We start from the raw sequence: 240 nt of genomic DNA on the forward strand, positions 1-240 counted from the left end.
AATGTCCTACTTTCACATAGCAAATGCTACACTATCATCGGCGCTGTTTCGTTTCACTACTGAGTTCGGCATGGAGTCAGGTGGGTCCAAAACGCTATTGTCACCAAGCAAATTTGGGCGTTAATCCGTATTTCTACGCACTAACTGAATTTGGAAAATATCTGATAATATTTTTTTAGTCTTTCTAAGTAATGTCTACTTTAGTCATATTAACTTCTGTCAAACTGTCGCATAAAACGC

1 rRNA gene is annotated in these 240 nt (G+C 37.9%); it reads right to left on the reverse strand.

From position 1 onward, the window contains the following. Positions 1-108, reverse strand: a 5S ribosomal RNA gene (rrf, locus tag H5090_RS20660); the annotation flags it as partial. Positions 109-240 lie beyond the last annotated feature (132 nt).

It is taken from the genome of Pseudoalteromonas sp. SR43-5 (genome assembly GCF_014163835.1).
GTDB lineage: Bacteria > Pseudomonadota > Gammaproteobacteria > Enterobacterales > Alteromonadaceae > Pseudoalteromonas > Pseudoalteromonas distincta.